Annotated in this window: 15 protein-coding genes; 6 read left to right on the forward strand and 9 right to left on the reverse strand. The window is 39.1% G+C overall.

Annotated features, from left to right (window positions below):
* Window positions 1-3: 3 nt before the first annotated feature.
* The 6 genes from R2R28_RS17740 to R2R28_RS17765 all read right to left on the reverse strand — a co-directional run bounded on the left by R2R28_RS17740 (window position 4) and on the right by R2R28_RS17765 (window position 12,054).
* Entirely contained in the window at window positions 4-1,833 is a 1,830-nt protein-coding gene (locus R2R28_RS17740; RefSeq protein ID WP_316827023.1) for a glycoside hydrolase family 2 protein, read from the reverse strand.
* Between the two features lie 102 nt (window positions 1,834-1,935).
* Window positions 1,936-3,690 carry a RagB/SusD family nutrient uptake outer membrane protein gene (locus R2R28_RS17745; RefSeq protein ID WP_316827024.1) on the reverse strand — a complete coding sequence of 585 codons (1,755 nt, stop codon included), beginning with the start codon at window positions 3,688-3,690 and terminating at the stop codon, window positions 1,936-1,938.
* Window positions 3,691-3,701: 11 nt separating this feature from the next.
* On the reverse strand, window positions 3,702-6,776 hold the full coding sequence (locus tag R2R28_RS17750; RefSeq protein ID WP_316827025.1) for a TonB-dependent receptor: 3,075 nt from the start codon (window positions 6,774-6,776) through the stop codon (window positions 3,702-3,704).
* Between the two features lie 35 nt (window positions 6,777-6,811).
* On the reverse strand, window positions 6,812-8,551 hold the full coding sequence (locus R2R28_RS17755) for a RagB/SusD family nutrient uptake outer membrane protein (RefSeq protein WP_316827026.1): 1,740 nt from the start codon (window positions 8,549-8,551) through the stop codon (window positions 6,812-6,814).
* Between the two features lie 5 nt (window positions 8,552-8,556).
* Complete coding sequence (locus tag R2R28_RS17760) at window positions 8,557-11,745, reverse strand: TonB-dependent receptor (RefSeq protein ID WP_316827027.1); 3,189 nt, start codon at window positions 11,743-11,745, stop codon at window positions 8,557-8,559.
* 168 nt (window positions 11,746-11,913) lie between these two features.
* A complete protein-coding gene (locus R2R28_RS17765; protein ID WP_316827028.1) occupies window positions 11,914-12,054 on the reverse strand; it encodes a hypothetical protein in 141 nt (46 codons plus the stop codon).
* Between the two features lie 163 nt (window positions 12,055-12,217).
* On the opposite strand from R2R28_RS17765, the gene R2R28_RS17770 reads away from it, so the two are divergent.
* On the forward strand, window positions 12,218-13,237 hold the full coding sequence (locus tag R2R28_RS17770) for a LacI family DNA-binding transcriptional regulator (protein WP_316827029.1): 1,020 nt from the start codon (window positions 12,218-12,220) through the stop codon (window positions 13,235-13,237).
* Between the two features lie 358 nt (window positions 13,238-13,595).
* On the opposite strand, the gene R2R28_RS17775 is transcribed toward R2R28_RS17770, so the two are convergent.
* A complete protein-coding gene (locus tag R2R28_RS17775; RefSeq protein WP_316827030.1) occupies window positions 13,596-14,828 on the reverse strand; it encodes an MFS transporter in 1,233 nt (410 codons plus the stop codon).
* A gap of 170 nt (window positions 14,829-14,998) precedes the next feature.
* Here R2R28_RS17775 and R2R28_RS17780 point away from each other — a divergent pair, with 170 nt between their 5' ends.
* The 3 genes from R2R28_RS17780 to aqpZ all read left to right on the forward strand — a co-directional run bounded on the left by R2R28_RS17780 (window position 14,999) and on the right by aqpZ (window position 17,353).
* Window positions 14,999-15,442 carry a MarR family winged helix-turn-helix transcriptional regulator gene (locus R2R28_RS17780; RefSeq protein WP_316827031.1) on the forward strand — a complete coding sequence of 148 codons (444 nt, stop codon included), beginning with the start codon at window positions 14,999-15,001 and terminating at the stop codon, window positions 15,440-15,442.
* A gap of 46 nt (window positions 15,443-15,488) precedes the next feature.
* Window positions 15,489-16,325, forward strand: coding sequence for an MBL fold metallo-hydrolase (locus R2R28_RS17785; protein ID WP_316827032.1), 837 nt, complete (start codon window positions 15,489-15,491; stop codon window positions 16,323-16,325).
* Between the two features lie 320 nt (window positions 16,326-16,645).
* Window positions 16,646-17,353 (forward strand): aquaporin Z, encoded by a 708-nt coding sequence (gene aqpZ / locus R2R28_RS17790; protein ID WP_316827033.1) that lies wholly within the window; start codon window positions 16,646-16,648, stop codon window positions 17,351-17,353.
* 116 nt (window positions 17,354-17,469) lie between these two features.
* Here aqpZ and R2R28_RS17795 read toward each other — a convergent pair whose 3' ends face one another.
* A complete protein-coding gene (locus R2R28_RS17795) occupies window positions 17,470-17,982 on the reverse strand; it encodes a glutathione peroxidase (RefSeq protein WP_316827034.1) in 513 nt (170 codons plus the stop codon).
* A gap of 281 nt (window positions 17,983-18,263) precedes the next feature.
* Here R2R28_RS17795 and topA point away from each other — a divergent pair, with 281 nt between their 5' ends.
* Window positions 18,264-20,828, forward strand: a complete 2,565-nt coding sequence (gene topA / locus R2R28_RS17800; RefSeq protein WP_316827035.1) for a type I DNA topoisomerase — start codon at window positions 18,264-18,266, stop codon at window positions 20,826-20,828.
* A 101-nt stretch (window positions 20,829-20,929) separates the two neighbouring features.
* The gene (locus R2R28_RS17805) at window positions 20,930-21,334 is read left to right on the forward strand and encodes a hypothetical protein (RefSeq protein WP_316827036.1); all 405 of its coding nucleotides are present in this window, start codon (window positions 20,930-20,932) and stop codon (window positions 21,332-21,334) included.
* A 160-nt stretch (window positions 21,335-21,494) separates the two neighbouring features.
* Here R2R28_RS17805 and R2R28_RS17810 read toward each other — a convergent pair whose 3' ends face one another.
* Window positions 21,495-21,917 carry a nuclear transport factor 2 family protein gene (locus R2R28_RS17810; RefSeq protein ID WP_316827037.1) on the reverse strand — a complete coding sequence of 141 codons (423 nt, stop codon included), beginning with the start codon at window positions 21,915-21,917 and terminating at the stop codon, window positions 21,495-21,497.
* Window positions 21,918-21,939: the final 22 nt, after the last annotated feature.

A 21,939-nucleotide genomic window follows, 5' to 3' on the forward strand; every position in this document is an offset into this window, starting at 1 on the left:
ATTTTATTTGTATTTGAGCTGCATTTGGTCGTAAAAATCTTTCAGCACATAAAAGGCTTTCTTTTTCTTTCCTGTTTCGCTGATGAGCCCTTTACGATTCCAGAAATTCTGATAAATGGGATGTTGTCTTCTTGGCGACCTGAAATCGGTTAAAATCCAGGGTGTCATACCGCGTAAAGCGCTTACCTTGCTTAACATGGTAATTTGGTTTTTATATAAAGCTTCCTGGTATTCTTCACTCCAACGGGTATTTTCGTCGGCATGGAAACCACCCAGGGCATCGCCACCAAACTCGGTAATCACCACTGGTTTTTTGTACTTGATATCGAAATTGTATTTGGTGATTTCGGATGGATTACCGCCCCAGTACCAGCCTGCATATTCGTTAAAGCTTACCAGGTCGATTTTTTCGCCCAATGGATCATTTAAAATAATGTTATTTCCTTCGCGGTGAACTTCTAAAGCAGCAGCTACCAAACGGGTATCATCTAAAGAACGGGCTGTTTCGGCCAGGTTGCTCATGAAGCTTAAACGGGCATCGCTCAATGGTGTTTCGTTTCCGATAGACCAAACGATTACACTCGCCCTGTTTTTATCGCGTACGATTAAATCGGTAAGTTGTTGTTTTGCATTGGCATAAGTGGCAGGGTTTGTCCAGCTAATGGTCCAGTAAACCGGAACTTCGGCCCAAACCAAAAGCCCCATCTCATCGGCCAAACGGATCATTTCTTCGTTATGCGGATAATGTGCTAAACGAACATAGTTACAGTTCATATCTTTAGCCCATTGCAACATCATGCGCATATCGCCTTCTGAACGTAAACGGCCAGCTAAAAGTGGGTTTTCATCGTGAAGGGATATCCCCCTCAGGAAAACAGATTTACCGTTTAATAAAATGCTGTCACCTTCAACCTGAATGGTTCTGAAACCGATTTTATCGTTGATATTTTCTTTATCGGTTTTAATGTTTACAGCATATAATTTCGGACTCTCCGGCGACCATAAACCCAGGTTATTCCAGGTAAATTCATCGGCAATTTTACCTTCAGCATCTGTTTTATATTTCTTTTCTAATTTTAATTCAGGGATGGATAGGGTAATTTCCTGACCAGCGGTTGCATCGGCCAGTTTTACCGAAAAGTTTAACAGGTTTTTGTTTCCTTTAACCAACTGAAGTTTATAATCGTTGATAAAATGTTCAGGAAATTCGGCCAGAAAAACATCACGGGTAATGCCGCCATAGTTCCACCAATCCGTGTTTACGGTAGGAATTTCATCCTGTTTACGGATATTATCAACCTTGAGTACAATTGAATTTTCGCCAGCTTTTAAATTGTTGGTTACATCAAACTGGAAAGGTGTAAAACCGCCTTTGTGTACACCCAGTTTTTTACCGTTCAGGTAAACATGTGCTTCGTAGTTTACGGCACCGAAATACACGAAATATTTTTTTCCTTTTTCGGGTTTTGCATCAAACTTTCTGCGTAACCAAATATTGCCTTCGTATAATTCTAACTTCTCAGACTGCGAATTCCAGTCGCCTGGAACGTTCATTTGAGGTGAATGATCGAAATCGTATTCAATCAGTTCTGATTTATCTTTCTGAACCTTATCATCAAAATAACCACCAGTTCCTGTTTTCGATTGATCGAAAGGCTCATGGCGGTAATCGTAATAACCGTTTTCGTAAGGATCGATAATGTAATTCCATTTACCGTTAAGACTCTGGATCTTACGTGCCTGGATGTTCTGTATAGCGGTAACCTGACCGTAACTGATTGAAGAAAGGAGCGAAAAGCAGATTAAAAATACGCTATAGGTTGTTTTCAACATAACTTAAGTTTTAATATTAATTAATTGATCGTTTCCAAAACTAACAATTAATTAACGGACGGTGTTTCCACCGCCCGCCTAAATTTGAGCAAAATCTAGTTTTTATTGATATCCCGGATTTTGTCCCAGGCTCGGTGCTTTGTTTAATTCTGATTGTGAAATTGGATATAGATAATTTCTTGCCGCAAATACCCTGTTCTCTACCGTAAATGGTGTATAACTAAAAGTTGTTGGCGTTAGTTGCACAATGCGCATACCTGTAACCGGTTTGTTAAATGTAATCTCTCCTTCTTTCCATCTGCGTACATCGTAAAAGCGGTGCTCTTCGAAACACAATTCTACTCTACGCTCGCTATGGATTCTTTTGCGTAGCTCTACTTGCGTTGGTGCTACATAACCATTACCAGCAGCATTAGTGGTTTGTAAAAGCGGCATTTTAACACCCGTTCTATCTCTGATTAAATTTAAAACCCTTAAAACTTCAGTCTGTCCGGCTACACCCTGCACTTCGTTTATAGCTTCAGCATAATTTAAGAGTATTTCTGCATACCTGAACAGGATCCAGGGACGACGGATATTTGTCGCTGTACCTGTCCAAACGGCGCTTTCACTTAAATATTTACGCATGTAATAACCTGTTTTAGTGGCATTAACATTAAGTCCTAAACCATCTTTACCACCTACAAAAGTCTCTACAGGTTTACTTTTAAAATTGTTGGCTGCTACAATGGGCTGTACTGAAGCGGTATTGAACATTACAGTAAAACCTAATCTTGGATCGCGGTTTGCGTAAGGATTTGTTGCTACATAACCCGAACCGGCATCGGTAATGGCCCTTCCTGTTGTTTTCATTTCAAAGGCATCAACCATTTCCTGTGTTGGGTTGGTACGGCCGGTTGCACCATCGTAACTTACAGGCGCATTGGTACTTTCGATAGAGTTTGTATTAAGTGTTTGAGTAGCAAAAATAACTTCGTTGTTATACGCTGCTCCAGATGCATTCCACAACCAAAGGTTTGGATAAGAGGTGTAAATACCGTGTTTACCGGTATCCATTAGCCTTTTAGCTGCATCAAGGGCTGCCTGCCATTTGGTAACATCGTTTGTTGGGTTAAATTGCGGACTTGCTGCATATAATAACATTCTCGATTTTAGTGCCATGGCCGAAGTTTGCGTAGCCCTACCGCGGTTGGTGGTATTCCACTCAGATGGCGAAAGCGGTAATCTGGATATAGCGGCTTCGCAATCTGCCGATATCTGTGCTACACATTGATCGAAAGTATTTCTGGGTACATCCAGGTTATCATTAATGGTTAACGTTTTAGTTACAATAGCAAAGCTACCGTAACGTTTAAGCAGTTCGAATTCGAAAAGTGCCCTTAAAAAATAAGCCTGGCCTTTTAAACGCTCTATTTGTGAGGCATAAGTCTGGTTTTCGGCTATGTTGGCAGGCAAAACTTCATCAATTGGAACAATTGCCGCGGCATCTATCTTTTCGAGGAACATATTGGCTTTTCTGATGCCCACATAAGTGTCTACATAAACATCATCAAAGGTTCTAACCGGACTCCAGGTGCCATTATTTAGTGTAGAAATTGATGCATTTAGGTTGGAGTTTACGGCTTCATCAGTTCCGGATGCCAGCAGTGCGCCATCGCCAAGGTTATATCGGTCAGATACAACAGAATATACGTTGTTTAAAAAATTCCTGGCATAATCAGGATTGGCCCATAACTGTGCCTCGGTAATATCGTTAGTCCCGCTAAAAGATCCATCTTGAAGAAAGTCTGATTTTTTACACCCTGCTACCTGTAAAATTACAAAGGCCAGGATTGGATAAAATATATTTTTTTTCATTGTTTTATCTTTTAAAATTTCAAGTTCAACCCTAGTGAATAAATTTTCATATAAGGATATGAAGCATTGTATCCCGATTCGGGCAATTCCGGATCGATTGGTAAATCGCCAAGTTTATCAAAGGTCAACAGGTTTAATCCCCCTACATAAAAACGAAGCTGTGAGATTTTTAACCTTTTGATAAATGCCGGAGATAATGAATAACCCAATTCAACATTTTTTAACCTGATGTAATCGCCGGAGCGGATCCAGAAATCAGAATTGGCCGTGTTGTTACCTCTATCAGTTAGTAATAATCTCGGATAATCAGCACCTGGATTACTTGGTGTCCACCTGTCAACACTAAACTGGCTTAAGTAACCATTATTGGCGTTACCTGAGTTAACCAGATTCTGGATGGTGATGGAACGGCCGCTTGTACCCTGGAACAAGAAATTCAAATCGAAATTTTTAACGGATACTGAAGCACCAAAACCAAAGAACGCTTTTGGTACAAAGTTGAAATCGGTTCTTACCCTATCCAGGTCGTTAATCAAGCCATCACCATTCTGATCAACATATTTGATATCACCTGGTTTTACCGATCCTGATAACATCTGTCTAGGCGAAGCATCAATCTCTGCCTGCGATTGGAAAATACCATTGGAGATTAACATGGTAGAAATATAACCTGCTGCAGTAGTTGCAGTTGCTGCAGGCGAAATTACACTCGAAATTGGGTGACCCAATTGTTTTTGATAAGATGGCAAACCGGCTCCTTCGTTTATGGCGAGGATTTTACTTACGTTATAAGTAAAGTTTCCAAAAACGTTTAGGTTTACTTCTCCTATTTTTTTGTTATAGTTGATGCCCGTTTCAAAGCCCTTATATTCAGCTTCGCCTTCGTTAACATAAATTAAACTTTGGCCAAGCAAACTTGGCAATAATGAAGCTGTAGTTAAATCCTTTCTATCTTCGTAAAAATAATCAGCACTGATGGATAATGATTGTTTAAATAACCTGGCATCAAAACCAACACTGGTTTTATAAGCTTTTTCCCATGTTAAATCGGGATTGGCTAAAGCCAGTTGTCCGGTACCGCTCACACCAGTAAAAGCTGTCCCGAAATTATAGCCGGTTGTACTTCTGCTATAGAAATCGTTAAAGGCAAATCTTCTGGCCGAACCAATGGCATCGTTACCCACTAAACCATAAGATCCCCTGATTTTTAACAGGTCTAAGAAACTGCCTGACCCTTTCATGAAATTCTCATCAGAGATGATCCATCCGGCAGATGCGGCAGGAAAAAAGCCATATCTTTTGCCTGGGGCAAAATTCTCCGATCCTGAATAATTAGCCGTTACATCAACAAAATAACGTTGAATAAAATTATATGATAAGCGGTTAGACCAGCCTTCTCTGCGAACATCTAAACTTCCGAAAGAAGATAAATTTGCCCTCGAAACCCGGGTTGAGAATTTAATATCATGTTTACCGAAAGTACGGTTGTAATCTAAACCTGCCCAAAACTCACTTTTTTTAACATTGCCGGAAAATGCATTACCCTGATAGTTTACCTTACTGGCTGTACCAAATGGCGAATAAGTGCCATCTGCATTAAGCACTGCGGTTGCATACGTTTCTGCAAAACCAGAGCGGTATAAGCCTGCAATATCGTAAGCATAAAAAACTTCGCCTGATAAACCTTTCAAAATGCCATCCATTTTTTGGCGGGCACTGATGGTTGCAATCATGTTCCGCATTAAATCGGTACTTGCCCCTCTTGATTGCATCATGGCCAATGGGTTACTCTGCTGATAAACGGATGTTCCGCCATACGATCCATTGGGATTTAAAATAGGGAAAGCATTTGCAGGGGTAGAATATATCGCGCTTAAAAAGGCACCTGTACCTGCATTCGGGAAGTTTAAGGTGGTAATTCTACCGCCAATATCTAAAGCCACGTCTAAATTTTTGTTTACGTGCAGATCTAAATTGGTACGGAGGTTATAACGGCTAAAATCGGTATTGGCATCATAGGTTTCGCTATGGCCACCTTTGTAAAAGCCACCTTGCTGGTAAGCACTTAATACGGTGTAATACTTGATAAAGGCGTTACCACCTGTTACTGAAGCAACATAACGCTGAGTTGGCGCTACTTTTTTAGTAAAATCCCTTACAAAGTTGTTGTTCGGGTATTTTATAGGATCGGAACCTGTTTGATAAGCCTGCAAAGCTTCTGGAGTATAAACAGCTGTGCCACCACTATTAATGGATGCCTCATTATAAAGTGTAGCATAAGAGTAGGCATCCAAAGGAGCTGTAATCTGTAATGGAACCTGTAAGCCAGCCTGTGCATCGAAACTTACTTTGGTAGAAGTTGCACTGCCACGGCGTGTTTTTACATAAATTACGCCATTACCACCATACATGCCATACCAGGCCAGTGTAGCCGCATCTTTTAAAACACTTACACTTTCAATTTCACTTAAATCCATTGAGGTGAAGTCCCTTTCGATACCATCAACAAGTACCAGTGGTTCCTGATTACTGTTGTAAGATGATCGCCCCCTCACTAAAAAGCTGGATGCATCATATCCTGGCTGTTGTGAACCACTCGGATATACGGCCAAACCTGCTAATCTACCTGTAAAAACATTGGTTAATGAAGATGACGGAATCTGAGGCAGGTTTTCTGCCCTGATGGTACTGATGGTAGCAGTAACTTCTCTTCTTTTTCTTACCCCAAAAGGGATATATACCAAATCATCATCGCCGGCATCAACCAAAGATTTGATTAAAACCACATCACTTTTGCCTACTTCTGCTGCAGGTTTTAGTATTGTTCCATAACCAACAAATTTAAATACCAATACATCGCTGCTGGTTACATCTATCAAAAAGGTGCCATCTGTACCTGTAGAAACCGCTTTATTGGTTTTATCTTCCTGAATAGAAATGGCTACGCCAGGTAGTGGTTTTTTATACTGATCTACAACCTTACCGGATACGGTTATCTTTTCATCAGGCTTTTGCCCATAAACATTCAGCATTCCTGCCATCATGAATAAAAGACATATTATATATTTTGATTTTATAAATTTCATTTTGAAAATCTTTTAGCGTTATGTGATTAAATCAACTATTCCCAGCCTGGATTTTGAGTTAAAACCCCTTTACTTTTGTAAATCTCGGCTCTGGGGATTGGATAAAGATTTTGTGCCTCTGTCCAGGTTTTTTGGAAAGTTGAGCTGAGTACAATGGGTGTATAGGTAAAACTTCCATTAGTATTTTTTACCACATCCATACCCTTCATCGGAACGGCAATGGTTTGTGCGCCAATTTTCCAACGCATAATATCATACCAGCGGTGATCTTCGAAAGCCAGTTCAATTGCACGTTCGTGGCGGATAACAGCCCTCATTTCGTCCTGAGTCATGTTGTCTTTAAGTCCGTAGCCATTAGTACCGGCACCCTGGGCAATCCCTGCACGTTTACGCAGGGCCACAAGCTGTGCATAAACACTTGCATCAGGACCAACTGCTTCATTCTGTGCTTCCGCATAGTTTAACAATATTTCGCCATAACGGAAATATAGATAGTTTAATAAAGTTGTACTTCCGCCAACAGTACGGTAAACCTCTGGCCAGTATTTTTTGCAATAGTAACGTGTAGCAGTATAGGTAATGGTAGTGCTGTAATCCTTACTAAATAATATTTTGCCTGAAGGGTCAACAGTTGTCCACATTTCTATCTTTCTACCTTGCCAGGCTAAATCATTATAAATAATGTTATTATAAAAACGAGGCTCACGGTTTAGGTAAGGTTTCTGCGGATCGTAACCAGAAGTAGGATCGGTAATGGCTTTACCATTGGCCATTTCGTACATATCTACGTGGTTTTGCGTTGGGTTCATTTGCCCCTGTGCACCCCCAGAACCTGGCGACATTGAAAAATCCTGCATCATCTCGCCAGCTAAAGGCGTAGGGCCTTTAATCCTCATCATAATGTATTCTGTTGAGTTGGGAAGATTTAACAGGTCGCCATAAGTGGCCTGCAGCGAATAAGTTTGTTTAGCCAAACCATCAGCCCCCTTCATTACTTCGGCAGCAGCAGTAGCAGCAGCCTGCCATTTGGTTTTATCGTTATTTGGATTATTTAACGGACTTGCAGCATATAATAATACGCGTGCTTTTAAAGCCAGCGCGGCACCAAGCGTTGGGCGACCATAATTAGAAGCTCCATAATCTGCATCAGTACCTAGTTTAGTAAGGGCAACCTCAATATCTTTCAGGATAAATTCGGTTACCTGGGCAAAAGAACTTCTTGGTATGCCGTTCATATCATCGGTAACCGCGTAAACCTTATCTATAATGGGCACGCCACCAAATCTTTTGGTAAGTTCGAAATATGATAATGCGCGTAAAAAACGCATTTCGCCTTCTACCCGTTTCGCATCAAAAATCGGAACAGATGCATTTGGCGACGGAGGTACCTCACCTATCCTGGCCAACATTTTATTTTGCACGGCAATACCGGCATACATCAGTTTCCAAACACCGTAAATATCATTTAATGACGGACCGTTGGAATGATCATGGTACAACCCCCTGTTTAACGAAGTTATAGAGCCTTCAGAGTTGCCGGAAACAGCCTCATCAGAAGCCTGAGCGGTACAGCCACGGTGATCGTTAAAACGTACGTACTTGGTAATAACATAATTATAGGCGTTATCTGCAAATCTTGCAGCCAATGCCGGATCGGCAAAAATATCATCTTCACTAATGGCAACTCCTGGTGTACGTTCTAAATAATCCTTTTTACAGGAAACAGAGAAGAGCGTTAATAAAAGAATTGCTGTAAATATTTTATAATTTTTCATTTTTCTTAGAATTGAACGTTTAAACCAAAATTGTAAACCTTTGATGTTGGATAAATCGATTGCAATGGAAAAGCAGTATTAATGGTGTTTACGTTTTCAGGATCGGTATAAAATTTATACTTAGTCCAGGTGTAAAGATTCTGCCCCTGTACAAAAACCCTAACGTTACTTAACTTTAATGCTGTGGCCCACTCTTTAGGTAAATTCCATGCAAACTCTACGTTCCTGATTTTCAGATAAGAAGAATTTTGTAAAGTAAAATCGTTTAATGCATAGTTTAATGATGCAGTTCCCCTGGCATGTATAACCGGCCAGGTTGCTGTTGCTGCAGTTGCAGGGGTCCACGAATCAAGCATAAAAGGATACATCTGCTGTCCGTTGTTCTGTTCGTTCAAAATCACGTTCGAACTCACATTTCCTACACCCTGCAATAATACAGAAAGTGAAAACCCTTTATACAAAACGCGTGGACTGAAACTATAAACATATTCGGGTGTATTGGTGTGACCAATAGCCTTTTGATCTAAACTGGTAATGATACCGTCGCCATCTAAATCTTTAAATTTTAAATCACCAGGAATAGGAATAAAACCCTGTAATTTTGGAGAAGCGGCAATATCGGCAGCTGATTGAAAGAAACCATCTGTTACATATCCAAAAAACTGGCCAACACTGGTTCCTTTTCGTATTAACGAAGGAGGTAAACCATCAGGCTCATCATTTTCTACGATCTTGTTTTTGGCATAACTTAACTGGGCATTTATGCCAAGGGTAACACCGCCCACCTGTTTTTGGTAATCGAGTTCAACCTCATAACCTTTATTGTAAACAATACCTTTGTTAAAATTGGGGTAGGTATGGCCATAAAGTGCAGAACCGCTTAGTGATTGGGTTAAGATGTCTCTTCTGGTTTCGTCGAATAAATCAACTGTTAATTTTACGTTATCTTTAAATAAACGGGCTTCAAAACCAATATTACGTTTGGTGCCGGTTTCCCAGGTTACAATTGGGTTTCCAAGATCATTTCCGGTAGCACCCAAAAACTGTGGGTCTCTGATCAGGATGGTTGGATAATTGGTAATGGAATTTGGATTTCCGAACGGAGCTACCTGGCCACCTGCTGTAGTTGTATTGGTATAAGTAGAATAACTGGTTAAAAACAGGAAGCGGCTATCCGAAATCCTATCATTACCAACCAAACCATAACTACCCCTTATTTTTAAATAAGATAAGATATCGTTCTTTTTCCAGAAAGCCTCGTTGGTTAATGTCCACCCTGCCGATACTGCCGGGAAGAAACCGTAACGTAGTCCCTGTGCAAAGTTTTCCGATCCGTTATAAGAAGCATTAAACTCAGCAAAATAACGCTCATCGTAATTATAGGTAACACGACTGGCAATACCCTGCGATGCTTTTGGTGGCGCAGTAAATGCCGTAGTACCTGTTGATTTAATCAATTGCCTGGTTCCTAATAATAAACCACCAATATTATGTTTTCCAAAATTGCGATTATAGTCAAAGCCGGCCTGTAAATTCATATTTGTACTGCCTTCGGTAACACCGCCATCCTGCACGGCACCTAAAGGTTCGTCGCGGTTACGGGTATCGGTTGATAAGGTAGCTTCTCCTGTTGTAGGATTATACACATAGGCTGCCCAGTTTGCATTTCTTCTTTCGGTATTGTTATAATAAGAATCGTAACCAAAAACGGTTTTAAAATTTAATCCTTTGGTAACAAAATCAAGTTTATAATTCAGATTAAAGGTACTTTCTATGGTGTTATTATCATCATTACGTGTTCCAAAGCGTGTTAAAACAGCATATGGATTCCAGATGTTTGTACCCACATTCGGGTTGGCCGTTATTCTTCCATCAGGTAAAGTAACCGGATAGGCATAAGCCGGAACCTGTAAAATACGCGAAATCATTCCTTCTATGGTATCGTAGGAGAATGCCGAAGATGATTTTAATCCTGCAGGCTGGTAACGGTCGGCAAAACGCCCCCCTAATTTAATTCCAACAGTAAAATCCTTATTCAGCGTTAAATCTACGTTAGAACGGAAGTTATAGCGGTTATAATTAGGCACCGTATTAATTCCATAAGGTGAATCAAACTTTTTGAAAATACCATCCTGAAAAGCATAACCTGCAGATACAAAGTATTTAGCAATTCGCGTTCCACCGGTGATGTTGATGTTGTGTTGAGTTTGCGAATAATATTTTTTGGTCAAATAATCAAACCATTGAACGTCAGGATAACCAATCGGATCTGATTTATCCCTGAATTTCTGTATTTCTGCATCGGTAAAAAAAGGATTTTTACCATCATTTACATACGATTGGTTTAATAAAGTGGCACTTTCTAAAGCCGGAAGCCCCACAGCTAAACCTGTATAGGTTTGTAAAGCATAATTACCGGTATACGTAACCTTTGGTGCACCTATTTTACCTTGTTTGGTGGTTACCACTATAATACCATTGGCACCACGGATACCATAAATGGCTGTTGAAGCCGCATCCTTTAATACCGTAATGGTTTCTATTTCATTTGCATCCACGTCAGAAAAACTCGGACGCTCAACCCCATCTACCACTACAATTGCCGCATTGTTAACACCATAAGTGGCAACACCCCGTACTTTTAACTGGGCGCCATCAGCACCCGGCTGACCGCTGGTTTGTACTGCCAGTAAACCCGGCAAACGGCCAATTAAACTATTGGTTGGGTTTGGTGTAGGCGATTTCATGATCTCCTCAGAATTGATCTGTGCTATAGCGCCTGTTAAGGTAGATTTTTTCTGGGCACCATAACCCACTACCACTACTTCATCTAAACCCTGCGAGTTATCTTCGAGCACGATGGTTAGTGTGCTTTTACTGTTGACGGCAACTTCTTTAGTAATATAACCAATGTAAGCAAAGGTTAATGTGGCATTATCTCCAGCTTTGATGGAAAATTTACCATCATTTTCTGTTACGGCGCCTATTGTAGTACCCTTTACCCGCACACTTACTCCCGGTAAAGTAATCCCTTTACTATCTTTTACTGTACCAGTTATCGTACTTTGAGCAAAAGCCATAAAAGACGAACTGATCAGAAAAAGGAAAGTTAAGGAATACCGCAATCTATTCCACTGGATTTTTTCAAATCCAATGCAGGTAAAAGTCCTCTTCAAATTGTAAAGTCTATCCATAATTGTTATAAAATATTAAATCTATTCGGTTAAAATTTAATGCGTAGTTAATATTCAGACCAGTAGATTTACATGCGTAAATCCATTCAGTCTATTTAAAATGTTTGTATCATATTGCCTTTTCTGAATCAGATTGGCGCGGTAGAAGAAGATGAAGGTTAAGTGTTTTTACGCATCCTGAGGATTGTACGATTTTGTCTTTGAAGCGTAATATTTTGAAGGCAAAGTAAAGTTATTGTCTCCAACTAAACCTGGTACTTCAGTTAAAGCCCTTTTAATACTGAAGTGAGTGTAGGATGATTTCATCATGTTTATTTGGTTAGTTTGTGTTAGCGGTAACGAATTTAGAAAAGCTAGCAGGATAAAAGTGTTTTTAAATAGCTTAAAACACGATAAATTCCATTGAAACTACATTTCAAACGTTTGAAATAATTGCGTTTTTTTTCTTATCTATGCATTGAGATTGGAAAAGATGACGAACAATACCCCTGTTACACTAAAGTTCTTGGCTGAAAAGTTAAAGATGTCAGTATCAACAGTATCAAAAGCCCTTAATAACTACCCTACCATTAATGAGTACACTAAAAAACGCGTACAGGAAATGGCTCGCGATTTGCATTTTACACCCAATAAATCGGCCATTAATTTAAAGGAAAAAAAATCTCGTATTATCGGTATCATCTTGCCTAACCTTTTAGATCACTTTTTTACACGCAGCATATACGGGGTGGAGCAATTTGCCACCCAAAATGGATATAATGTTATCATCAGTCAATCTCATGATGATCTCGAAAAAGAAATCCAATCGGCCAATATGCTGTTAAGAAGCCGCGTTGATGGTTTAATTGTGGCCATTTCGAAAAACACACAAGACTTTGCCCACCTAGACCAGTTTGAAAATATGGGCATCCCCGTGGTTTATTACACCCGGAATCCGAGTTTTAATTTAAGTTGCCATAAAGTATTAGGCAATACCTTCCAGGGCTGCTACCAGGCAACTAAATTTTTAATAGACAGGGGCCATAAAAAAATCGCCTACCTCGGCGGACCAAAGATGATCAATTTTACACATGATCGTTTCAACGGTTATATCAATGCCCTTAAGGATAATCAGGTACCTTTTTCAGCCGAATTAGTGGCTTATACTGATTTTGACAAAGAAAATACCATTACCGCCATCAGGAATCTTTTTGCCAATCCAGAAAATATGCCTACCGCTCTTGTGGCTTTTAAAGAGCCTATTTTATTCGATGCCATAAAATATCTGAGGTCTATTAATCACCCCAATTTTGATGAAATCGAATGTATCGGTTTCGGCAATACTTCATTTATCAGCTACCTCGATTCGCCACCTATTGCATCTGTTGAAGAAAATCCCGAATCTGTTGGCGAAAATGCGATAAAATTATTGCTACAGCTGATTAACAAAGAAATCGATATACAGAACTACCAAAAGGTAATGGTAGATTGTAAGTTGATTGTGCATGGTTAAATTGATAGGCGTTATGCGTATGGCGTTTAGCTTTCTATGAGTCCGAAAGTCAGAAAACCGGGGTCGGAAGACAAACAACCATATTAAAAACCAAACTTTCTTAATGTTTCTTAACTCCTTAATGGTAAAAAAGTCCGAAGGCAAATAGCCATATTAATAACCAAACTTTCTTAATGTTTCTTAACTCCTTAATGGTAAAAAAGTCCGAAAGTCAGAAGACCGGGGTCCGAAGGCAAATAGCCATATTAAAAACCAAACTTTCTTAATGTTTCTTAACTCCTTAATGGTAAAAATGGCCGAAAACCGGGGTTCGAAGACAAACAATCATATTAAAAACCAAACTTTCTTAATGTATGATCTAGCTTCCGAATAGTGAAAATTTATTCTTTAATTGATTGCGATGATTTTCGTTGTACACAAATGCCGCAACAATCAATAAACCGGCTACACCTTCAAAAGCCACCACTACCTGCGTACCGAAAAGATGTGCCAGATACCCCATGAGCAAGCTCCCTATCGGCAATACACCCTGATAAGCCATAATATAATAACTTAATGTCCTGCCCCTCATTACATCATCGGCATGTGTTTGGAGGTAAGTATTAATAGATGAAGTTTGTGCCATTAAACCCAATGCAGCCAAACCAGTACAAATTAATGCTAATATTAATGTTGGAGAAATTGCCAGTGCTACAACTGCAACAGCCAGCAAAATACCCGACATCATTACTATTTTCTGTAGGTTTTGACCAGCTTTTAATGTAGCCATATAAATTGCGCCGAAAAACGCTCCAAATCCGGCCGCACTTTCAAACCAGCCGAAAGTTGTGGCATTACCATTAAATATATCTTTAGCAAAAACGGGTAATAAGGTAGTAAAAGGAATCACCAATAAGCTCGAAGCAGCCATCATCAGCACCATAGAGGCTAAATCTGGTGATGATTTAAGGTAATCATAGCCTTTTTTCAGGTCGATCCATATATTTTCGGTTGATTTTTGATGTTCTGTCAGTTTAAGCTTCATCATTACCATGCAACCCAGCACTGCAATAAAGCTCACAAAATTAATCAGAAAACAGATATCTTCACCCAAAGTGCTTAAAATTACCCCTGCCAGCGCCGGTCCGATTAACCTGGCTGCATTAAACATCGAAGAGTTAAGTGCAATGGCATTTGGTAAATCTTCTTTATCATCAATTAAATTTACCATCAGCGATTGTCGCGCCGTTACATCAAATGCATTTACCAATCCCTGAACCAGCGAAAGGGCTGCAATCCAGAACATATCGTACACTTTAAACCAGATCATTAAGGCTAAAGCGCCGGCCTGTAACATCAGTATCACCTGCGTAATCACCAGAATTTTATACTTATTATGCCTGTCTACATAACTCCCTGCATAAGGAGCAAGCACTAAAGAAGGGATTAAACTTAAAAAAGTAATCAATCCCAATAAAAATGCCGAACCTGTTAAACGGTAAACTAACCAGCTAATGGCTACACGTTGCATCCACGTACCAATTAATGAAATAGCCTGACCAGTAAAAAATAACCTGTAATTATAATGCCTTAGCGAACGAAAAATACTCATGTTTAAAATAGTAAAGTAACTTTACAAAATTAATAATTTTAACGCTAACTGGAAAATCAAAAACATACATTTTTATCACTTTAAAATCATAAATAAGACATTCTATAAAAACACAGCAAATAATTAGTAAAAATAAAAGCTTATATTTGTAAAGTTTATTTACCATTAATATGCCTACTCAAACACAAGAAATTGCAGCAAAGCTCAGAAGCACCGTTACCCGCTTAACCCGTCAGTTACGCCGGCAGAACGTAAGTTCAGAATTCAGCAATGCCGAATTACTCACCATGTCTTTACTCGAAACACATGGCAAATTGTTATCTACCGAGCTGGCAGACATGGAAAGGGTATCTAAACAAGCCATTTCGCAGATTATAAACCGTTTGTTCGATGCAAAATGTGTAGAACGTTTTCCGAGTGAAGAAGATAAACGTAAAGTATTTATCGGCTTAACCAAGCTAGGTGAAAAACACATTATCGCCAGCCGGAAAATCAAAGAAGAATGGCTGGCGCAGACACTCGAAAAAATATTCTCTTCTGAAGAAATTAACCTGATCCAGGCTTTTCTTCCTCTCCTATCGCGTTTGGTTGAACACAATGGCACAAGGGTGTAGTTCTGCTTTTTCTTTAGCCAAATAAGCCTTATCTTGCAGGCTGAAAATGGCACTATATTTTACATCAATAAATTCGGGGAGTAACGGCAACTGTTACTATGTGGGAAACGATAACGAAGCCGTTTTGGTTGATGTTGGTTTAACCTGCAAAGAAGTGGAAAGGCGTATGGAACGCCTTGGTTTATCATTAAACAAGGTTAAGGCAATTTTTATCTCTCACGAACACAGCGACCATATTAAAGGCTTAGCCGTTTTCGCCAGGAAACATAAATTACCAGTTTATATTAGCTCAGCCACCTTAAAAAGCAGCAAACTGCTGTTAGATGCCAGCAATACCTTTACTTTAAAACATTTACAAAACATTCAAATCGGAAATTTAAAGATTTCGGCTTTTTCAAAATTTCACGATGCAGCAGATCCTTATAGTTTTACCATTGAATGTAATGATATCAGGGTTGGCGTTTTTACTGATATCGGCGCTGTATGCGATCGATTGATTACGCATTTTAAAAATTGCCATGCAGCCTTTTTAGAAGCCAATTACGATACCGAGATGTTACAGAATGGCCGTTATCCTTATTTTTTAAAAAGAAGAATTATGGGTGGGCATGGTCACTTAAGCAATACACAGGCACTTGAACTTTTTATGAATCATAAACCTGCCTACATGAGTCATCTGTTGTTAAGCCATTTATCAAAAGATAATAATGACCCGAACCTGGTAGAAAGCCTTTTTAAAAATGTTGCCGGTGATACTTTCGTAAAAGTAGCTTCAAGATATGAAGAAACAGAACTTTATTACGTAGGCGGAAACCAGAATACCACCCAATCCTATAGTTTCGACCCTAATCTTTACCAGCCAGAACAGCTAAACTTGTTTTAACATCCCAAAGTCAAAAACAAACTGCAATTTTGTTACAAAATGGCCTATTTCAACTGTTTTGCTTCAATTGAACTAATAAATTAGATTTTTTATGCTAAAAAATTCAAATAATTTAATTTTTCCGAAAACATTTCATTTAAACAGGAGTTATATATATACTTCATAAATAGTTTGTTTGGTTTATTGGGGCTTATGGATTTAAGCCCCTTACTTTTGCCCAAAATTTTTGTGATTTTATTTTATATAGTTTATTCTATTTTTCTATATTCGTTTAGAAATCGTCCCGATATAATATTTAAACCTTTAAATAATAATTATATATGGAGACAAGTAAACTTTCAAAATTCGGAGCTGAATTCATCGGCACATTAGTATTGGTTTTAATGGGTTGCGGCAGCGCAGTAATTGCAGGTGCAAATGGCACCACTGGTGTGGGTTTACTAGGTATATCCTTTGCTTTCGGTTTGTCGATAACTGCCATGGCTTATGCCATAGGTCATATTTCTGGCTGTCACATCAATCCGGCAATTTCAATTGGTATGGTAATCGCTGGCCGTATGAAAATTAGCGAAGCGGCATATTATATTCTTGCACAGGTACTGGGTGGTATTGCCGGAGCATTCATTTTGCTACAAATTGCTTCGGGTAAGCCAGAATATACTTTGGCTACAAATGGTTTAGGACAGAATGGTTATGCAGCGCTTTCGCCCCAACATTACAGCTTACAGGCAGGTTTTATTGCCGAAATTGTACTCACCTTTATCTTTTTGCTGGTTATTTTCGGTTCAACTTCTACCAAAAATATTAATGGAGGTTTTGCCGGATTAGCTATTGGCTTAAGTTTAACGCTTATCCATATTGTTGGGATTCCGGTAACAGGAGTATCTGTAAATCCCGCCAGAAGCATAGGCCCAGCGCTTTTAGCAGGCGAACAAGCGCTAAGCCAGGTTTGGCTTTTTATTGTTGCACCAATCATCGGCGCTGCATTGAGCGCTTTAGTGTGGAAAACGGTATTGGAGAAAAACTAGGTTGAATGCAAAAGGGAAAATGTAATGGATAATGGATTTTGTCCACTATAATTACATTTTCCCTTTAATTATGCGATAGAAAATCATTCCATTCTCCACCTCACATTTACACCTCTCTACAGGTTCTTTACAATCACTTCGTCTGTAGGTTTTGTTTTAGAACGAAAACGGTGTACCAACTCTCCTTTTTCGTTGATTAAGAATTTCTCAAAGTTCCATTTAATGTCGCCCTGCTCTTCCGTGTTGGTTTGCGAGGTAAGGTATTTAAACAATGGACTAATGTCATCCCCTTTAACACTACTTTTTTCTGCAAGTAAAAACGAAACATTGTACTTTCCGGTACAAAACTCTTTAATTTCGGCATTGGTAGAAAACTCCTGACCGCCAAAGTTACCTGCCGGAAAACCGATTAAGACTACTTTTTTGCCATATTCTTTCTGAAGTTTTTCTAAATCTTCGTATTGTGGTGTAAAACCGCATTTAGAGGCCGTATTAACAATTAGGATTTTTTTGCCTTTAAATTTAGATAGTTTAATTTCTTTACCATCAATGGTTTTAAAGCTGAAATCGTAAACATTTTTTGGTGGCGATACCAATAAGTTTAATAAGATTAAAATAGTGCTGATCATCGTTGTTTTTATTTTTATATACGAATATAGGTACAAATCGGTTGCCTTGATGTAATGTGGCTGTAAATAATATGATGGATGAGGTAAAAGGTAAGATGGAATTTTTAGACCTCGCAGGTTTCGAAAACCTGCGAGGTCTAAGGTACAAGATTAAAACCTGATTAAAATCACACTATAAACGAACATATTTTACCAACATTTAATAAAAAAATTGTATAAAAATCCACGCAGGTTTGGATTTATGCTTTAATTATAGCTTTATTTGCACAAAAACGTATTTCATGGCAAAAAATTTATTAATCGTCGAGTCACCCGCAAAAGCTAAAACCATAGAAGGATACCTGGGAAAAGATTTCCTGGTAAAATCTAGCTATGGTCATATTCGTGACCTAGTGAAGGGAGATATGGCGATTGATATTAAAAATAACTTTGCCCAGACCTACGAGGTACCTGCCGATAAGAAAAACGTAGTCGCCGAACTGAAAAAGCTAGCTAAGGAAGCCGAAATGGTATGGCTAGCATCCGATGAGGACCGTGAGGGAGAAGCCATTTCGTGGCATTTATTCGAAACTTTAGGTCTTAAAGTGGAGAAAACGAAACGTATTGTTTTTCACGAAATTACCAAACCTGCAATTTTAAAAGCAATTGATAGTCCGCGTGGAATCGATTATAACCTGGTAAATGCACAACAGGCACGCCGCGTATTAGATAGGTTGGTAGGTTTCGAACTTTCGCCTGTTTTATGGAAAAAGGTAAAACCATCACTTTCTGCAGGCCGTGTACAATCTGTTGCCGTACGTTTAATTGTAGATAGAGAAAGGGAGGTTTTAAACTTTAACGCCGCTGCTGCCTATAAAATTACCGCACAGTTTTCTACCGGTAAAGGAAAAGAAATGGTTAAGGCAGAATTGCCTCAGCGTTTTGAAAGCGAAGCGGACGCCGAAAAATATCTTCAGGATTGTGTTAATGCCAAGTTCGACATTACCAGTTTAGAAACCCGTCCGGCAAAACGTAACCCAGCGGCTCCTTTTACCACCTCTACCCTGCAACAGGAAGCCTCGAGAAAATTAGGTTTTTCGGTAGCCAGAACCATGCAGGTGGCACAAAGGTTGTATGAAGCCGGTAAGGTTACCTACATGAGAACAGACTCTGTAAACTTATCGGAAACTGCATTAAATGCTGCTGCTGCTGAGATTAAATCAGCTTACGGCGATAAATATCATCAACACCGCGTTTATAAAACCAAATCGGCCGGCGCACAGGAGGCTCACGAGGCCATCCGCCCTACTTATTTCGACAGACATACGGTAGATGGTGATATTTCGGAGAAACGTTTATACGACCTGATCTGGAAACGTGCAATTGCATCGCAGATGAGTGAAGCATTGTTCGAAAAAACAACGGCTCAAATCACCGCTTCAACCAGAAAAGAACATTTAGTTGCCGAAGGTGAGGTATTAAAATTCGATGGTTTCTTAAAAGTTTACCTGGAATCAACTGATGATGAAGAAGGAGAAGAAAAAGAAGGTGGTGCAATTTTGCCTCCTTTAGCTAAAGGACAGGAATTATTTTTAAAAGAAATGCAGGCAACAGAACGTTATTCACGTCCACCTGCCAGATATACAGAGGCCAGTTTGGTTAAGAAATTAGAAGAACTGGGCATCGGCCGCCCGTCTACTTATGCACCAACCATTTCTACTGTACAAAACCGTGGTTATGTGGTTAAAGAAGATAGAGACGGAAAACAACGTAAATTCACTTCCATCGTTTTAGCTGACGGACAGGTAAAAAAAGAAATTAAATCAGAAATTACTGGTGCAGAGAAATCGAAACTCTTCCCTACCGATATCGGGGAGGTGGTTAACGATTTCTTAGTGGAACATTTTAAAGGAATTGTCGATTTTAACTTTACCGCCAAGGTAGAAAAGGAATTTGACGAAATTGCTCAGGGTTTACAAGAGTGGACTAAAATGCTGCATTCTTTTTATAATCCTTTTCATAGCGAAGTAGAAACCACTTTAGAAAACGCTGAGCGTGCTACAGGTGAGCGTTTATTAGGATTAGACCCTGCAACAGGTAAAAATGTATATACCAAAGTAGGTAAATTTGGGCCATTGGTGCAGATTGGCGAACTGGATGAAGAAGAAAAGCCGCGTTATGCGAGTTTAATGCGTAATCAATCGGTAGCGACCATTACTTTAGGTGATGCCTTAGAGTTATTTAAACTTCCTTTCCAATTGCCAGATTTTGAAGGCAAAGAAGTAATGATTGGTGTTGGCCGTTTCGGACCTTATGTAAAATGGGGCGAAAGTTTTATTTCACTTCCAAAAAACGAAGAGCCATTATCTGTTACTTATGAAAGAGCTGTTGAAATTATCAAACAGAAAATGGATGATGATGCACCAATTGCCCACTACGAAGGTTTGGGCGTTACCAAAGGCAAAGGCCGTTTCGGTCCGTTTATTAAGTGGAATGATTTGTTTATCAATATCCCGGCAAAAGGTTACGATTTCGACAATTTATCACAGGAAGATATCAATACTTTAATCGGCAAGAAAGTAGAAAAAGAAGCCAACCGTTTTATTAAAACCTGGGATGCAGAGAAAATTTCTATCGAAAATGGCCGTTGGGGACCGTTTATCCGTTTTGGCAAATTGATGCTTAAGCTGAGGTATAACGAGACAACCAAACAGAAATATACACCAGAAGAACTCGTTGATATTGATTTAGAGGTGGTAAAGAAAATGATTGTAGAGCAGGTACCGAACGCTTTCGAAACAAAGAAAAAGGCTCCGGCAAAGAAAAAAGCGGCACCTGCAAAAAAGGCGGTAGCCAAAAAGAAATAGGATCAAAATTAAAGGATTTTTGGATGGTAGGATAAGTAATTATATCATCCAAAAATCAATAATTTACACATTACAATTAACCGTTTAAACAGTTAACCCGTTTGAAATCAGATTTACCAGAAAATACAGTTGAAGATATTGCGATGGCCGTAGTATTGATGGGCGAAACACCAGAGGTAAGCAGCTGGACGGTTTATCTCGTTAATCTAAAAGATGAGCCGATTACTAACGTCTTAATCAGCTCTAAAGGTTATGGCGAAAAAGACGGCAAACAGGTAAAAACTTCTGTTTTGCGGCATTTTGTAGGTGATATGAAAGCCAATTCTTTTGCCGGCGTAGAAGCCATAGATCCGGAGGTGTTTGGCCTAACGAACGAATACTGGTTAAGCTACTACATTGGCAGCACCATTTACGATAAAAAATTTATTTTCCTTCCCGAAAGTATCATCGATTCTAATTTGATTAAAATCCCATTGGTAAACAAACCGGGGGTGATGATAAAGTAGTTTAGAGTTTTAAGCTGGGAGTTTGGAGTCTTTTTCTACCGATTTAAGCAGTGAAGAAAAATACTGATTACAAACTGTTAGTTCTCAAAATCCAAACTAAAAACAGACTATAAATCGCTTATAATTTCTGCCGGTTCTGCTCCCAAAACTGCAAACTCAGCTAAGGCACCTTAACCGCTTGTCTTCCAATTAATTTCCAGTCTGATTTTTCTTTACTCCAGATTAAAAGGATATACAATTTTACGTTTCCAGGAACGTTTTTATCATTGGTTTTTGCATTCAGGGTATGACGAACCAAAGCTGTTTTATTTTGGATAATAACAGATTGATCGGTTAAATTGATATCTACAAAATCAGATTCGCCGGAAAGTAAAGAGTGTAAAAACTCCTGTTTGGTTTGAATTTTTCCACTCGAGTGGCCATAACTTAAATGATTCAGCACCATTTTATCTAATGCAGCACTATCAGGCGTAACCATCAGTTTGGTTAGTTTATTTACTGCCTCTTCCACCTCTGCTTTTTGCGCAAAACAAAAATGTGTAGAAATTAATAAACACGAAAAAATTAAGAGTTTCTTGATCATATCTGGTTGTATTGGGTTGATG

Source organism: Pedobacter miscanthi, assembly GCF_032678605.1.
GTDB classification, from domain to species: Bacteria; Bacteroidota; Bacteroidia; order Sphingobacteriales; family Sphingobacteriaceae; genus Pedobacter; species Pedobacter miscanthi_A.

What these genes read in the sequence shown, in the direction of transcription:
- R2R28_RS17760 (WP_316827027.1), bottom strand. Translation starts at nt 11,745, where the DNA reads ATGGATAGACTTTACAATTTGAAGAGGACTTTTACCTGCATTGGATTT.
- R2R28_RS17740 (WP_316827023.1), bottom strand. Translation starts at nt 1,833, where the DNA reads ATGTTGAAAACAACCTATAGCGTATTTTTAATCTGCTTTTCGCTCCTT.
- R2R28_RS17755 (WP_316827026.1), bottom strand. Translation starts at nt 8,551, where the DNA reads ATGAAAAATTATAAAATATTTACAGCAATTCTTTTATTAACGCTCTTC.
- R2R28_RS17745 (WP_316827024.1), bottom strand. Translation starts at nt 3,690, where the DNA reads ATGAAAAAAAATATATTTTATCCAATCCTGGCCTTTGTAATTTTACAG.
- R2R28_RS17765 (WP_316827028.1), bottom strand. Translation starts at nt 12,054, where the DNA reads ATGATGAAATCATCCTACACTCACTTCAGTATTAAAAGGGCTTTAACT.
- R2R28_RS17785 (WP_316827032.1), top strand. Translation starts at nt 15,489, where the DNA reads ATGGCACTATATTTTACATCAATAAATTCGGGGAGTAACGGCAACTGT.
- R2R28_RS17810 (WP_316827037.1), bottom strand. Translation starts at nt 21,917, where the DNA reads ATGATCAAGAAACTCTTAATTTTTTCGTGTTTATTAATTTCTACACAT.
- R2R28_RS17795 (WP_316827034.1), bottom strand. Translation starts at nt 17,982, where the DNA reads ATGATCAGCACTATTTTAATCTTATTAAACTTATTGGTATCGCCACCA.
- R2R28_RS17750 (WP_316827025.1), bottom strand. Translation starts at nt 6,776, where the DNA reads ATGAAATTTATAAAATCAAAATATATAATATGTCTTTTATTCATGATG.
- topA (WP_316827035.1), top strand. Translation starts at nt 18,264, where the DNA reads ATGGCAAAAAATTTATTAATCGTCGAGTCACCCGCAAAAGCTAAAACC.
- R2R28_RS17780 (WP_316827031.1), top strand. Translation starts at nt 14,999, where the DNA reads ATGCCTACTCAAACACAAGAAATTGCAGCAAAGCTCAGAAGCACCGTT.
- R2R28_RS17770 (WP_316827029.1), top strand. Translation starts at nt 12,218, where the DNA reads ATGACGAACAATACCCCTGTTACACTAAAGTTCTTGGCTGAAAAGTTA.
- R2R28_RS17775 (WP_316827030.1), bottom strand. Translation starts at nt 14,828, where the DNA reads ATGAGTATTTTTCGTTCGCTAAGGCATTATAATTACAGGTTATTTTTT.
- aqpZ (WP_316827033.1), top strand. Translation starts at nt 16,646, where the DNA reads ATGGAGACAAGTAAACTTTCAAAATTCGGAGCTGAATTCATCGGCACA.